Origin of the sequence: Pseudomonas sp. PSKL.D1, assembly GCF_028898945.1 — a bacterium.
Lineage (GTDB): Bacteria > Pseudomonadota > Gammaproteobacteria > Pseudomonadales > Pseudomonadaceae > Aquipseudomonas.
This window is the reverse complement of sequence record NZ_CP118607.1, coordinates 4,746,389-4,758,602: the sequence shown is the minus strand read 5'-3', so window position 1 is coordinate 4,758,602 and position 12,214 is coordinate 4,746,389. Positions and strand designations below refer to the sequence as shown.

Annotated in this window: 11 protein-coding genes; 2 read left to right on the top strand and 9 right to left on the bottom strand. The window is 62.0% G+C overall.

The window, feature by feature from the left end; translation table 11 throughout:
* Nucleotides 1–96: 96 nt before the first annotated feature.
* Genes PVV54_RS21240 through PVV54_RS21230 form a run of 3 tightly spaced genes read right to left on the bottom strand, consistent with a single transcriptional unit; the run spans nt 97 to nt 2,424 of the window.
* Entirely contained in the window at nt 97–447 is a 351-nt protein-coding gene (locus PVV54_RS21240; protein ID WP_274907123.1) for a DNA polymerase III subunit chi, read from the bottom strand.
* Nucleotides 448–452: 5 nt separating this feature from the next.
* Nucleotides 453–881: a DNA polymerase III subunit chi gene (locus PVV54_RS21235; RefSeq protein WP_274907122.1), complete on the bottom strand. Its 429-nt coding sequence runs from the start codon at nt 879–881 to the stop codon at nt 453–455.
* Between the two features lie 49 nt (nt 882–930).
* Complete coding sequence (locus PVV54_RS21230) at nt 931–2,424, bottom strand: leucyl aminopeptidase (protein ID WP_274907121.1); 1,494 nt, start codon at nt 2,422–2,424, stop codon at nt 931–933.
* 289 nt (nt 2,425–2,713) lie between these two features.
* Here PVV54_RS21230 and lptF point away from each other — a divergent pair, with 289 nt between their 5' ends.
* Both lptF and lptG read left to right on the top strand, forming a co-directional pair.
* Entirely contained in the window at nt 2,714–3,829 is a 1,116-nt protein-coding gene (gene lptF, locus PVV54_RS21225; protein WP_274907120.1) for an LPS export ABC transporter permease LptF, read from the top strand.
* Nucleotides 3,822–4,883 (top strand): LPS export ABC transporter permease LptG, encoded by a 1,062-nt coding sequence (gene lptG, locus PVV54_RS21220; RefSeq protein WP_274907119.1) that lies wholly within the window; start codon nt 3,822–3,824, stop codon nt 4,881–4,883. The genes lptF and lptG overlap by 8 nt, the downstream gene beginning before the upstream one ends.
* 111 nt (nt 4,884–4,994) lie before the next feature.
* Here the strand turns inward: lptG and PVV54_RS21215 are convergent, their stop codons facing one another.
* From PVV54_RS21215 to gcvH, 6 genes are all read right to left on the bottom strand, one after another.
* Nucleotides 4,995–5,483, bottom strand: a complete 489-nt coding sequence (locus PVV54_RS21215) for an RDD family protein (protein ID WP_274907118.1) — start codon at nt 5,481–5,483, stop codon at nt 4,995–4,997.
* Between the two features lie 95 nt (nt 5,484–5,578).
* A complete protein-coding gene (locus PVV54_RS21210) occupies nt 5,579–5,791 on the bottom strand; it encodes a cold-shock protein (protein WP_086979009.1) in 213 nt (70 codons plus the stop codon).
* A gap of 354 nt (nt 5,792–6,145) precedes the next feature.
* The gene (gene gcvT, locus PVV54_RS21205; protein ID WP_274907117.1) at nt 6,146–7,267 is read right to left on the bottom strand and encodes a glycine cleavage system aminomethyltransferase GcvT; all 1,122 of its coding nucleotides are present in this window, start codon (nt 7,265–7,267) and stop codon (nt 6,146–6,148) included.
* Nucleotides 7,268–7,293: 26 nt separating this feature from the next.
* On the bottom strand, nt 7,294–8,670 hold the full coding sequence (locus tag PVV54_RS21200) for an L-serine ammonia-lyase (RefSeq protein WP_274907116.1): 1,377 nt from the start codon (nt 8,668–8,670) through the stop codon (nt 7,294–7,296).
* A 59-nt stretch (nt 8,671–8,729) separates the two neighbouring features.
* Nucleotides 8,730–11,585, bottom strand: a complete 2,856-nt coding sequence (gene gcvP / locus PVV54_RS21195) for an aminomethyl-transferring glycine dehydrogenase (protein ID WP_274907115.1) — start codon at nt 11,583–11,585, stop codon at nt 8,730–8,732.
* A gap of 10 nt (nt 11,586–11,595) precedes the next feature.
* On the bottom strand, nt 11,596–11,979 hold the full coding sequence (gcvH, locus tag PVV54_RS21190; RefSeq protein WP_274907114.1) for a glycine cleavage system protein GcvH: 384 nt from the start codon (nt 11,977–11,979) through the stop codon (nt 11,596–11,598).
* Between the last annotated feature and the right edge of the window lie 235 nt (nt 11,980–12,214).

Genomic DNA, 12,214 nt, shown 5'->3' with positions numbered 1-12,214 from the left:
AACGAAGGCACAGGGTTTAGGCGACAGGCCGGGTGCTGCTTTGCAGCCCTTTCGCGACACAAGGCCGCTCCTGCAGGCTACTCGATCCCTCGGATGTTACTCCGACCGCTTGATCAACCGCTCGATCCGCGCATCCAGGCGGCGTTTGATCTCGGTTTCGATGTGCGGGGTGAAGTCGTTGATCACGTCCTGCATGATCATCTGGGCCGCGGCACGCAGCTCGCTTTCCAGGTGCAGCAGGGTGTCCTGGCGGCGGGTCTGCGGGTCTTCTTCGACGACCGGGGCCGGTGCTGGCGGGTTGCCTGCAGGCTCATCCAGCAACAGGGGTATCTGCTCGACCGTTTCGGTCAGTAGCGGCGGTTGAAGGTCGGCATCGCCCAACAACTGGCGAATGGACTCCAGGTCGTCGAGCAAATGGGCGGAATCGGGTAGGGAAGGCTTGTCCATCGTCGTCAAAGTCGCTGTAAGCGGTGGTCTTGCAGAGCATAGCCCTGTTCACGGTAGAAACGGAATCGCTCGCGGGCCGATTGGCGAATGGTCGGATCTTCCACCACGATTTCGGCCACCCGCTCGAACTGGCCGACAAACCCCGGCACATCGGCGCCCAGGTTGATCAGCAGGTCGCGGTGCTCCCCGGCCGTGTCTGCAAGGCCCAGGGCGACGGTTGCGTCGGCATGGGTTTCGGCCAGATCGTGAGGTACGAACGCTTCGCCCTTGAAGCGCCACAGGCGTTGGTCCAGCTCGCTGCGCTGCTCGGCGTCCTGGCAATGCAAGTAAACCTTGTGGCCGAGGCGCCAGGCCTTTTCACACAGCTTGCAGGCGAAGTCCAGCCGCGCCGACAAGGAATCGGTGGGCAGGATGTAGAAGTCGACTTTGCTCATGGTTCGGTCTGCCGGCCGGTGGCACTGGCGGTGCCACCGGCTCAGGGCATCAGGCGCCAGCGCGGTCCAGCAGGTACTGAGTCAGCAGCGGGACAGGGCGGCCGGTGGCGCCTTTGTCCTTGCCGCCGCTGATCCAGGCAGTGCCGGCGATGTCCATGTGCGCCCAGTTGTAGGCCTTGGCGAAGCGCGACAGGAAGCAACCGGCGGTGATGGTGCCGGCTTTCGGGCCGCCAATGTTGCCCATGTCGGCGAACGGGCTGTCCAGTTGTTCTTGATACTCATCGAACAACGGCAGTTGCCAGGCGCGGTCGTCGGCACGCTTGCCGGCGTCGAGCAGTTGGCCGACCAGTTCGTCGTTGTTGCCCATCAGGCCCGACGTATGGCTGCCAAGGGCCACGATGCAGGCACCGGTCAGGGTGGCGATGTCGATGACGGCCTGGGGCTTGAAGCGCTCGGCGTAGGTCAGCGTGTCGCACAGCACCAGGCGGCCTTCGGCGTCGGTGTTGAGGATTTCGACGGTCTGGCCGCTCATGGTGGTGACGATGTCGCCCGGGCGGGTGGCGCCGCCGCTTGGCATGTTCTCGGCACAGGCCAACAGGCACACCAGGTTGATCGGCAACTGCAGTTCGAGTACGGCGCGCAGGGTGCCGAACACGCTGGCGGCGCCGCACATGTCGTATTTCATTTCATCCATGCCGGCGCCGGGCTTGAGGCTGATGCCGCCGGTATCGAAGGTGATGCCCTTGCCGACCAGCACGTACGGCTTGTCGCTCTTCTTGGCGCCTTGATAGTTGAGCACGATCAGGCGAGGTGGCTGATCGCTGCCCTGGCCCACGGCGTAGAACGCGCCCATGCCCAGGTCCTTGATCTTCTTTTCGTCCAGCACTTCGACCTTCAGCCCCTTGTGAGCCTTGCCCAGTTCCTTGGCCTGCTCGGCCAGGTAGCTTGGGTGGCACAGGTTGGGCGGCAGGTTGCCCAGGTCGCGGGTGAAAGCCATCCCGTTGGTGATCGCGGTGGCATGCTTGACGGCACGCTCCACCTCGGCGGCGCCGGCCTTTTCAGCCAGCAGGGTGACTTTTTTCAGCGCGCGAGGTTCGGCCTTCTGGCTCTTGAAGCGGTCGAACACGTACTGGCCGTCGAGCAGGGTTTCGGCCAGCAGGCGGTACTTGCCGTAGTGGGCGTCGCGGTTGTTGACCGCGATGTCGTCCAGGGCAAACACGGCATCGCTGCCGCCAAGGCCCTTGAGCACACCGACCACGCTGGCCACCAGCTTGCGCCAGGCGCGGTCGCCAAGGGCTTCGTCCTTGCCGCTGCCCACCAGCAGCACGCGCTCGGCCTTCAGGCCCGGCAAGCTCTGCAGCAGCAGGGTCTGGCCAGCCTTGCCGGCCAGGTCACCACGCTTGAGTACGGCACTGATGGCGCCGTCGGTGGCCTGGTCTACGGCTTTGGCAACGGCGCCGAGCTTGCGCCCTTCACCGACCGGTACGACCAGGGTGGCGGTTTTTACGGATGCAGCAGCTACGCTTTTTACAACCAGTTCCATGTCAGGGTCCCCGAATGGTCTTTGCAGGTGGCGCTTGGTGTTCGTGCGCTCTGGACGGGCCTGGCCGCGTGCTCGCGTGCCAGTTGAAAAGCTGCCAGTTTGAGCCTGTGGCCAGCGTGCTGACAACCCCGAAGTTGGCCTTCATGCGCGGCCAAGTGACAGGCGCTGCCAATCACAGGATAATGCGCGCACTTTACATGGAGGTTCGCTTTTGGCGAACCGGCCTAGGTCTTGGCTGTCGAAAGCCATTGTTTGGCAGTCCGCCCCTGACAACCCAGGAGTGTCTGGTTTGATCGTCTTTCGTTATCTGTCCCGCGAGGTCTTGCTGACCTTGAGCGCCGTCAGCGCCGTGCTGCTGGTGATCATCATGAGCGGGCGCTTCATCAAATACCTGGCCCAGGCGGCCCAGGGCGTGCTCGACCCGAGCGTGCTGTTCCTGATCATGGGCTTCCGCTTGCCCGGCTTCCTGCAGTTGATCCTGCCGCTGGGCCTGTTCCTGGGAATCTTGCTGGCCTATGGCCGTTTGTACCTGGAAAGCGAAATGACCGTGCTGTCGGCTACCGGCATGAGCCAGCAGCGCCTGCTGGGCATGACCATGGCGCCGGCGGCCCTGGTTGCACTGCTGGTGGCATGGCTGAGCCTTAGCCTCGCCCCGCTGGGCGTGGCACAGGTGCAGCAGATCATCGGCCAGCAGGATGCCCTGACCGAGTTTGATACTCTGGTGCCGGGCCGCTTCCAAACCCTGCGCGACGGTTCACGGGTCACCTACACCGAAGAGCTGTCGGACGACCGCAGCAACCTCGGCGGCGTGTTCATCTCCGAGAAACGCTTCAACCAGGACAAGACCAAGGACCGCGCACCGTCGGTGCTGGTCGCCGAGAAAGGCCATCAGGAAGTGCAGGCCGACGGCAACCGTTACCTGGTGCTGCAGAACGGCTACCGGTACGACGGCAACCCCGGTGCCGCCGACTATCGTGCGATCAAGTACGACACTTACGGCGTGCTGTTGCCCAAGCCTGAAGTCAGCGAAGAAGTCACCGAGCGTGAAGCCATCCCGACTTCGCAGCTGTTCGGCCATGACGGCCTGCGCGAGCGCGCCGAGCTGCAATGGCGCCTTTCGCTGCCGATCCTGGTGTTTATCGTGACCCTGCTGGCGGTACCGCTGGCCAAGGTCAACCCGCGCCAGGGCCGCTTCCTCAAGCTGCTGCCGGCCATCCTTCTGTACATGGCTTACCTGACAATGCTGATTTCTGTTCGCGGTGCTCTGGAGAAGGGCAAACTGCCGATCGCCCTGGGCATGTGGTGGGTCCACGGCCTGTTCCTGCTGATCGGCCTTGCGCTGATGTACTGGGAGCCGCTGCGCCTCAAGCGCGCCGCCCGCCGTGCGGAGGTGGCCCATGGCTAAGCTGGACCGCTATATCGGCCAGAGCGTGCTACTGGCCATTCTGGCCGTGCTGGGCATCATTCTTGGCCTGGCCTCGCTGTTCGCCTTCATCGATGAGATGAGCGACCTGAGCGACACTTACACCGTGCTCGAAGCAGGCAATTTCGTCCTGTTGACCGCGCCGCGTCGCTTGTACGAAATGCTGCCGATGGCCGCCCTGATCGGCTGCCTGATCGGCCTGGGCAGCCTGGCAAGCAGCAGCGAACTGACCATCATGCGTGCCGCGGGTGTTTCCATCGGCCGAATCGTCTGGGCGGTGATGAAGCCAATGCTGGTTTTGATGCTGGCTGGCGTGCTGATTGGCGAGTACGTTGCACCTGCCACCGAGAACAAGGCCCAGGCAGACCGTTCGCTGGCGCAGGGCGGCGGGGAGGCGCAGAGCTCCAAGCGCGGCATGTGGCACCGCCAGGGCGAAGAGTTCGTGCACATCAACTCGGTACAGCCCAACGGCCTGCTGCTGGGCGTTACTCGTTACCGCTTTGACGACGAGCGCAAGATCGTTACCTCAAGCTTTGCTCGTCGTGCGCAGTACAACCAGGATCACTGGCTGCTCAGCGATGTCAGCACCACCTTCTTCCGTGGTGACCACACCGAAGTGGTGAAGGCCCCTGAAGAGCGCTGGGACGTTTCGGTGACGCCGCAGTTGCTGAATACAGTGGTGTTGGCACCAGAGTCGCTGTCGATCACCGGGCTGTGGGACTACATCCACTACCTGTCGGACCAGGGCCTGAACAACTCGCGCTACTGGCTGGCGTTCTGGACCAAGGTGTTGCAGCCAGCGGTTACCGCGGCGCTGGTGCTGATGGCGATATCCTTCATCTTCGGCCCGTTGCGTTCGGTGACGTTGGGGCAGCGGGTGTTCACTGGCGTACTGGTGGGCTTCGTGTTCCGTATTGCTGGCGACCTGCTTGGGCCTTCGAGCCAGGTGTTTGGCTTCCCGCCGTTGTTGGCGGTGGTGATACCGGCGGGTATTTGTGCCTTGGCGGGTGTGTGGATGTTGCGTAGGGCAGGGTAGCCCTTAAGAATGCTGGGGCCGCTTTGCGACCCATCGCGGATAAATCCGCTCCTACACGACCTTGTAGGAGCGGATTTATCCGCGATGGGCTGCGCAGCGGCCCCATAATGTTTACTTTTTCTGTTTCGGCACCCGCACCAGCTGGGTATCCGAATAGATGTCATGCCACCCCCGCTTGCGCTTGTCGATCAGCGACCATAAGAAGCCCAACCCCAGGCACAGCCATGAAGCAATCGACACCACAAAGCGCAACAACGCCTGCCACAGGCTGATCGCGCTGCCATCAGCGTTCTGAACCCGCACCCCCCACACCTGCATGCCCAGCGTCTGCCCGCCATGGGTCCAGAACTTGGCAAAAAAACCAAACAACGCAAACAGCAGCACCGTCGACAGCAGTGGGTCGCCATCCAGTGCGCCTGCCTCGGTAAGCTCACGCATTCTGGCCTCACCGATGATTGCCATCTGAATCATCTTGTAAGCGCCCGCCGTGACGATCAAAAGCGCTGTGCAAAGCAGGAAGTCGTAAAACATGGCAGCCGAACGTCGACCCAGGCCGACCGGCGGAAAATCACCCTGCGGGCTAAGTACAGGCTTGGGCATGCGTGGCAGCTCCTGTTGGCAAAAGCCCATTCTATGGAATTGCGCGCACAAAAAAGCCCCTGTGGGTCAACACAGGGGCTCTTTCATTCGGAAAATCAGGCTTCTGGCTGTACTTCGTCAGCCTGCATGCCTTTTTGGCCTTGAACGGCAACGAAGGTCACTTTCTGGCCTTCTTTCAGGCTCTTGAAGCCGTTGCCTTGGATAGCGCGGAAGTGCACGAACAGATCCGGACCGCTTTCTGGGGTGATGAAGCCGTAACCTTTTTCGTCATTGAACCACTTGACGGTACCGTTCTGACGCTCAGCCATTGTCTTATTTCCTATGAAACTTAAAATTTAATGACAGTTACTTTCGCGTTATCAAGCGAAAGCATACTGGGCTGGGTTGCAGGAAAGTAAGAGACGTCGAACGGGTTGTAGCAGATTGCGGCTACTGGCCCAGGTCACGAACTGTTGCGACCCATGCAAACACAGTGCAGTGACTCTACGCCAACTCCCAAGCTAAAAACAAGCCCTTGGTCGTATGGAAAATCAGCCTTTTTCCGATAACCGACCAATTTGTCGAAAACGGCATGGCGCCTGGCCTGGCGCCATGTTCAAAAGTTATTGGGCAGGTTCGAAATCGAATAGACAAAACCTGCCGTCAAACCTCAGACGGTGCATTCAACCGCGATAGTAACGTTGTGGAACAAAAGGCATTTTGCTGACTTTCAAGGCAACGTTCTTTCCACGCACCACTGCAAACAACGGCGTGTCGATTGCGCTATGTTCGATATCGACATAACCCATGGCAACCGGTGCGCCGAGCGTCGGGCCAAAACCTCCGCTGCACACTTTGCCCACAATTGTGCCCTGCGCATCGACAATTTCGGCGCCTTCTCGCACTGGCGTGCGCTCTTGAGGCAGCAAGCCAACACGTTTGCGTTTGACACCTTTTTGCTGTTGCGCAAAAACCTGCTCAGCACCCGGGAAACCGCCAGCACGCACACCGTCGGCGCGTCGTGCCTTGGAAATGGCCCAGAGCAGGCTGGCCTCGATCGGTGTGGTGTGGGTGTCCATGTCATGGCCGTAGAGGCACAGCCCGGCTTCCAGGCGCAGTGAATCGCGGGCGCCCAGGCCGATGGGTTGCACTTCAGGCTCGGCCAGCAGGCGGCGGGCCAGCGCTTCGGCGGCTTTAACGGGTACCGAAATCTCGTAACCATCTTCACCGGTGTAGCCCGAGCGGCTCACGTAGCAGTCTTCACCCAGCAGCGACACGGGGCGGAACTGCATGAAGGTCATGCCGGCCACTTCCGGTGCCAGGCGCTCGAGTACCGTGGCCGCCGCCGGGCCTTGCAGGGCGAGCAGGGCGCGCGCCTCGAACAGTGGCTGAACGTCGCAGCGGTTGCCGATGTGCTTTTGCAGATGCGCCAGGTCCTGGTCCTTGCAGGCGGCATTCACCACCAGGAACAACGTGTCGTCTCCCAGGTTGGCGACCATCAGGTCATCGAGGATACCGCCCTGTTCATTGGTGAACATGGCGTAGCGCTGCATGCCTACCGGCAAGTCCATGATGTCCACTGGCACGAGGCTTTCCAGTGCCTTGGCTGCATCGCTGCCGCGCAGCACGATCTGGCCCATGTGCGAGACATCGAACAGGCCGGCCTGTTCACGGGTATGCAGGTGTTCCTTGAGTACGCCAAGCGGGTATTGCACCGGCATGTCGAAGCCAGCGAACGGCACCATGCGGGCACCCAGTTCCAGGTGCAGGGTGTGCAGCGGGGTCTTTTGCAGTGTTTCGGACATCGATGACTCCTTGGTTGTATGCGGGGTCAACATTCGATGATGTTGACGGCCAGGCCGCCGCGGGCGGTCTCTTTGTATTTGCTTTTCATGTCGGCGCCGGTCTGGCGCATGGTGCGGATGACCTTGTCGAGCGACACGTAGTGCTGCCCGTCGCCGCGTAAGGCCATGCGTACCGCGTTGATCGCCTTCACCGAACCCATGGCATTGCGCTCGATGCAGGGCACCTGTACCAGCCCGCCAATGGGGTCGCAGGTCAGGCCCAGGTTGTGTTCCATACCGATTTCGGCGGCGTTTTCCACTTGTTGCGGGCTGCCGCCCATCACTTCGCACAAGGCTCCGGCCGCCATGGAACAGGCCACGCCAACCTCACCTTGGCAGCCCACCTCTGCACCGGAGATGGACGCGTTTTCCTTGTAGAGGATGCCGATGGCTGCCGCGGTGAGCAGAAAGCGCACCACGCCGTCCTCGTTGGCGCCGGGGACAAAGCGCATGTAGTAATGCAGCACCGCAGGCACGATGCCGGCAGCACCGTTGGTTGGCGCGGTGACGACACGGCCACCGAATGCGTTCTCTTCATTGACCGCCAGCGCGTACAGGTTGACCCAATCGAGCACCGACAGCGCATCACGCAGGTTGGCTTCGGGGTTGGTACTCAGCTGGCGGTAAAGTGCTGGGGCGCGTCGTTTGACCTTCAACCCACCAGGCAGGATGCCTTCGTGCCGGCAGCCGGCTTGAACGCAATCCTGCATCACTTGCCAGATGCGCAGCAGGCCATCACGGGTATCGCATTCAGGCCGCCAGGCAGCTTCATTGGCCAACATGATCTGGCTGATCGAAAGGTGAGTGGCCACACAGTGGGCCAGCAAGTCCTTGGCGGTTTTGAAAGGGTAGGCCAGTACGGTGGTGTCTTCGACGATACGGTCTTGCCCGGCAGCCTCTTCGTCAACCACAAATCCGCCACCCACCGAGTAGTACTCCCGGCTGCGAATTTGCAGCCCGGCGGCGTCGAAGGCGCGAAAGATCATGCCGTTGGGGTGGTAGTCCAGCGGCTTGCGAATCATTGCCAGGTGCTGTTTTTCAACGAAACCGATCGGGTGTTCACCCAGCAGGTGCAGTTGGCCGCTCTCGCGGATAGCTTGAAGGCGAGCGGGGATGGATTCGGTGTCGACAACGTCCGGATGCTCGCCTTCGAGGCCGAGCAATACCGCCTTGTCACTGCCATGACCCTTGCCGGTAGCACCGAGCGAGCCATACAGCTCGGCCTTGATGCTGGCTGTGCTGTTCAGAAGGCCATCACGGCGCAGCCCTTCGGCGAAGCGCGCAGCGGCGCGCATCGGGCCCACCGTGTGGGAGCTGGAGGGGCCGATGCCGATCTTGAACAGGTCGAAGACGCTCAGGGACATGGTGGAACCTCCTGAAGATTCTGGGGCCGCAAAGCGGCCCCAGCTGTCTATAGGCCGCCTCAAACGTCCTGATAGCTCTCGATCGACGGGCAGGCACACACCAGATTACGGTCGCCAAACACGTTGTCGACCCGCCCGACCGGTGGCCAGTACTTGCTCTCCACCAGGCTCTGCAGCGGGTACACCGCCTGCTCACGGCTGTAACCATGGGCCCAGTCGCCCACCAGTTCGGCCGCCGTGTGTGGGGCGTTCTTCAGCGGGTTGTCGTCCTTGTCCAGGCTGCCGGTTTCCACCGCGCGGATCTCTTGGCGAATCTGGATCATCGCGTCGCAGAAGCGGTCCAGCTCTTCCTTGGACTCACTTTCGGTCGGCTCGATCATCAGTGTGCCAGCCACCGGGAAGGACATGGTCGGGGCGTGGAAGCCAAAGTCGATCAGGCGCTTGGCCACGTCGTCGACGCTGATGCCACTGGTGTCTTTGAGCGGGCGCAGGTCGAGGATGCATTCGTGGGCCACCAGGCCATTGCCGCCGGTGTACAGAACAGGATAGTGCTCTTCCAGGCGGCGGGCGATGTAGTTGGCGTTGAGGATTGCCATCTGCGACGCACGCTTGAGGCCTGCGCCACCCATCATGCGGATGTACATCCAGGTGATCGGCAGGATGCTGGCGCTGCCGAATGGTGCAGCGCATACGGCGCCTTCACGGTTTTCCAGTTGCGCATGGCCCGGCAGGAATGGCGCCAGGTGCGACTTGACGCCGATCGGGCCAACGCCCGGGCCGCCACCGCCGTGCGGGATGCAGAAGGTTTTGTGCAGGTTCAGGTGGGAAACGTCCCCGCCAAACTTGCCCGGTGCGCACAGGCCGACCATGGCGTTCATGTTGGCGCCGTCGATGTACACCTGGCCACCATTGTCGTGGATGATCGCGCAGATTTCGCCGATGGCTTCTTCGAACACGCCGTGGGTGGACGGGTAAGTGATCATGATCGCGGCCAGGCGTTCGCGGTGCTCGATGGCCTTGGCGCGCAGGTCGTCGACGTCGACGTTGCCGCGGGCGTCGCAGGCAGTGACCACCACGCGCATGCCGGCCATGTGTGCGGTCGCCGGGTTGGTACCGTGGGCCGAAGAAGGGATCAGGCAGATGTCGCGGTGGCCTTCGCCACGGCTGCGGTGGTACGCGCGGATGGCCAGCAGGCCGGCATATTCACCCTGGGAACCGGCGTTGGGCTGCAGCGACACGGCATCGTAGCCGGTGGCGGCGCACAGCATGGCTTCCAGCTCGGTGGTCATCTGCAGGTAACCCTGGCTTTGTTCGGCAGGGGCAAACGGGTGCAGGTTGCCGAACTCGGCCCAGGTAACCGGGATCATTTCGCTGGCAGCGTTGAGTTTCATGGTGCACGAGCCCAGCGGGATCATGCTGCGGTCCAGCGCCAGGTCCTTGTCTGCCAGGCGGCGCAGGTAACGCATCAGTTCGGTTTCGCTGTGGTAGCGGTTGAACACCGGGTGTTCAAGGATGGTCGATTGGCGCAGCAGGGCGGTTGGCAAGTGCGAACCGGTGCTGGCGGCCAAAGCAGCGAAGTCAGGTTGCGGCTGGTTGCCACCCAGCAGTTGCCACAGGGCTTCTACGTCGGCCTGGGTGCTGGTTTCGTCGAGCGAAAGCCCCAGGCGGCCGGTATCGACCTGACGCAGGTTGATGCGCTGGGCGCGGGCCTGCTCATGAAGGTCGGCGGTAGCGCTGCCGGTGGCCAGGGTGAGGGTGTCGAAGGCGCTTTCGCCGATGACGGCAACGCCCATCTGCTTCAGGCCGGCGGCCAGGATCGCAGTCAGCGCATGGGTGCGTTCGGCAATGCGCTTGAGGCCGGCAGGGCCATGGTACACGGCGTACATGCTGGCGATGTTGGCCAGCAGTACCTGCGCGGTGCAGATGTTGCTGGTGGCCTTCTCGCGACGGATGTGCTGCTCGCGGGTTTGCATGGCCAGGCGCAGGGCGGTCTTGCCGAAGCGGTCGATCGACACGCCAACCAGGCGGCCCGGCATGTCGCGTTTGAATGCATCACGGGTGGCGAAGTAGGCGGCGTGCGGGCCGCCGAACCCTAGCGGTACGCCAAAGCGCTGGGCGCTGCCGATGGCCACGTCGGCGTCGAATTCGCCCGGTGGGGTCAGCAGGGTCAGGGCCAGCAGGTCGGCGGCTACAGCCACCAGTGCATTGGCGGCGTGGAAGCGCTGTACCACCTCGCGGTAGTCGAATACTTCGCCGTTGCTGGCCGGGTACTGCAGCAGGGCACCGAAGAATGCGCTGACGTCATCCAGTTCGCGTTCGTCGCCCACCACGATCTCGATGCCCAGCGGTTCGGCACGGGTACGCAGCACGTCGAGGGTTTGCGGGTGGCAGTGCACCGAAGCAAAGAAGCTGTGGCTGGCCCTGTTCTTCGACAGGCGCTTGCAGAAGGTCATGGCTTCTGCGGCAGCGGTGGCTTCGTCAAGCAGGGAGGCGTTGGCAATCGGCAGGCCGGTCAGGTCGCTGATCAGGGTCTGGAAGTTCAGCAGCGCTTCCAGGCGGCCTTGGGAAATTTCTGGCTGGTAAGGGGTGTAGGCGGTGTACCAGGCCGGGTTTTCCAGCAGGTTGCGCAAGATCGGTGCCGGGGTGTGGGTGTTGTAGTAGCCCTGGCCGATGAAGTTGCGGAACAGCTGGTTCTTGCTGGCAATGGCCTTGAGGCTGGCGAGCGCGTCGGCTTCACTCTGGCCGTCTTCGCTGCCTAGCACGCTGGTGCCCTTGATGCTGTCGGGGATGACAGCGGCGGTCATGGCCTCCAGCGAGTCGAAGCCCAGGGTGGCCAGCATGGCCTGCTCGTCGGCGGCGCGTGGGCCGATGTGGCGGGCGATGAATTCGTTGGCGGTGCCGAGGTTGATGGTCATGGTCGGTTCCTCAGGCGTCGTCTTGGGCTTTGAGCAGGCGGTCGTAGGCGTCCTGGTCAAGCAGGGCAGGCACTTCGGTTGCGTCGGCAGGGATGAAGCGGAAGAACCAGCCTTCGCCCTGTGGGTCTTCGTTGACCAGTTCGGGGCTGTCGTTGAGGCTGTCGTTCACGGCGACCACTTCACCGGCCAGGGGCATATACACGCCGCTGGCGGCCTTGACCGACTCGACGGTGGAGGCTTCTGCGCCTTTGTCGTATTGCTGCAGTTCCGGCAGTTGCACGTAGACCACATCACCCAGCGCATTCTGGGCGTAGGCGGTAATGCCTACGGTGACGCTGCCATCGGCTTCGGTACGCAGCCATTCGTGATCTTCAGTAAAACGCAACTCGCTCATGGGAAATCCTCGGGAAGCAGGGCGTTGGGCGCGATAACGTCGCGCTCTTGGGGTGGATTTCCCTTAGCAAATACTCGGCCAATTAATTAAAAGCCATATAAAACAGATAGTTACAGATAATTCGAGAGATATTCGAGGGCTATGTGTAACGAAATCAATACAGGCAGGTGAGAAAGAAAAAGGGTTTGTGGATCAAACCCTTGTACAGCGGGAACGAAAAGGGATTGTATCGAAT

Coding starts and splice junctions, on each gene's coding strand:
- PVV54_RS21240 (WP_274907123.1), bottom strand. CDS start 447: ATGGACAAGCCTTCCCTACCCGATTCCGCCCATTTGCTCGACGACCTG.
- PVV54_RS21235 (WP_274907122.1), bottom strand. CDS start 881: ATGAGCAAAGTCGACTTCTACATCCTGCCCACCGATTCCTTGTCGGCG.
- PVV54_RS21230 (WP_274907121.1), bottom strand. CDS start 2,424: ATGGAACTGGTTGTAAAAAGCGTAGCTGCTGCATCCGTAAAAACCGCC.
- lptG (WP_274907119.1), top strand. CDS start 3,822: ATGGCTAAGCTGGACCGCTATATCGGCCAGAGCGTGCTACTGGCCATT.
- PVV54_RS21215 (WP_274907118.1), bottom strand. CDS start 5,483: ATGCCCAAGCCTGTACTTAGCCCGCAGGGTGATTTTCCGCCGGTCGGC.
- PVV54_RS21210 (WP_086979009.1), bottom strand. CDS start 5,791: ATGGCTGAGCGTCAGAACGGTACCGTCAAGTGGTTCAATGACGAAAAA.
- gcvT (WP_274907117.1), bottom strand. CDS start 7,267: ATGTCCGAAACACTGCAAAAGACCCCGCTGCACACCCTGCACCTGGAA.
- PVV54_RS21200 (WP_274907116.1), bottom strand. CDS start 8,670: ATGTCCCTGAGCGTCTTCGACCTGTTCAAGATCGGCATCGGCCCCTCC.
- gcvP (WP_274907115.1), bottom strand. CDS start 11,585: ATGACCATCAACCTCGGCACCGCCAACGAATTCATCGCCCGCCACATC.
- gcvH (WP_274907114.1), bottom strand. CDS start 11,979: ATGAGCGAGTTGCGTTTTACTGAAGATCACGAATGGCTGCGTACCGAA.